Here is a 1,514-nt window from a genome sequence, read left to right as displayed (position 1 = left end):
GGTTCCACCCAAAACCCTGGGTCAAAAATGAATTGATTCGAAAATGAATTGATTTAAGGAAAGAGTCGTGCCGTTGCAGGAAGGAGCCAATCCTCGTTGAGAAGAGCGACCCGCAAGGCAACCACGGAGGTCGCATTTTTGCGTAACCAGCTCATTCCTCGCTTTTTCATACGACGATTGATGACCACTGCAACGGCCCGTTCAATGATGCCGCTCCCGATGGGATACCCCTGGCGTTTCCACGCATCATAACACCCAATCCATTCCTGTTGCGTCTTGAGATACGTAACTGCTGCATTCAGCGCCTTGATAGGTGGGTGGCCTTTTTGCACTTCTTGCCATTCTTGAAGCAGGGCTTTGGCTTGCTCGATCTCCCCCTTCCAGAGCCAGGCACTCAGTCGCTTCGATTGAAGCGCAACCCACTCCTGATTCTGCTCTCCTTGAAGCGCGACGGCACGAATGGCTTTGATCATCGTTCTCCAGAGATGCGGCCAATCGAGAATGCAGGTGGCCTGTGGGAAGTGCCGCTGTGCTTCCTTCTTGATCCACCCAGCTCCATCAGCAACCACTCCCTGTTCCAGATGACTGATCCCTACCTGTTCCACTGCTTCTGCGGCTTGTTGACCCACGACAGAGGAGGAAGCGAAGGTAGCAGCATAGCAACGCGTCATCCAACGGGATCGAGCCACCGCCGTATGGCGATGGTGGCGCAGATATTTGGAGAGCTCATACCAGGTCATATCCTTCTGTGGATGACTCGCCTCTCGCTCCAGCACTTTTTGGGCAGCAATCACGGCCACTTTCCCCTCCATTCCTCCTCGTTGTTCTCGGCTGGGAACCCATCCTCCATCCAGGCCAATGATGGCTCGATCAGGCTGAGAAGATGGATCACTCATTTTGATCGCTGGCTTTTTCTTTTCTGAAACGAGGGGATGATCCTCGTGCTCTTGAGCCAAAGCAAGCACTCGTCCACGATGGTTGGTAAGCAAACGAATCTCCTCTGCACAGATTTGCGCTCCTGACAATCGAGTAAGAACCTGTGCTGCTTGCCGATACGGCCAGGAAGACCCTGCGAGCGTCGCAGCTTCGGCAAGCGCTGGACTGACCCGTCCTTGATGCATTTCTTGGAACAATTCATTCGCCGGACAACACCGATGGAAACAGTTTTGGCAACGGATCCGTTGCCGTGCCAGACGCACAGAACCAAAAAGAGCATGGATCGTTCGCCGTACGGTTCCTTCAAGACGAACCTGCTGACTTCCACAGTGGGGACAGGTTCGATGCTCGTGTTCCCACTGACGGACGGCTTGTTGAAGAGCTTGACGCATACTTTGGTGTCCTGCTGCTTGTATTTGGTGTTCAATGGTTGACAAATCAGCAGTTGCATCAATGTCGACCGTGAGCGATACTTGAATATGCATAAGAGTTTCCTTTCTGTGGGTTGGATGGGTTTTTTATATCCTACCACAACTGGAAACTCTCTTTTTTCTCGACCCAGGGTTTTGGGTGGAACC

General features: G+C 52.5%; 1 protein-coding gene. It reads right to left on the bottom strand.

Annotated features, from left to right (window positions below; translation table 11 throughout):
- Positions 1 to 53: 53 nt before the first annotated feature.
- Positions 54 to 1,421 carry an ISKra4 family transposase gene (locus F1593_RS27975; protein WP_149404835.1) on the bottom strand — a complete coding sequence of 456 codons (1,368 nt, stop codon included), beginning with the start codon at positions 1,419 to 1,421 and terminating at the stop codon, positions 54 to 56.
- Between the last annotated feature and the right edge of the window lie 93 nt (positions 1,422 to 1,514).

It is taken from the genome of Dictyobacter arantiisoli (genome assembly GCF_008326305.1).
GTDB lineage: Bacteria > Chloroflexota > Ktedonobacteria > Ktedonobacterales > Ktedonobacteraceae > Dictyobacter > Dictyobacter arantiisoli.
This window is presented reverse-complemented; position numbering and strand designations above follow the sequence as displayed.

Excerpts from the sequence above, each read along its gene's own strand:
- F1593_RS27975 (WP_149404835.1), bottom strand. The coding sequence starts at position 1,421 with ATGCATATTCAAGTATCGCTCACGGTCGACATTGATGCAACTGCTGAT.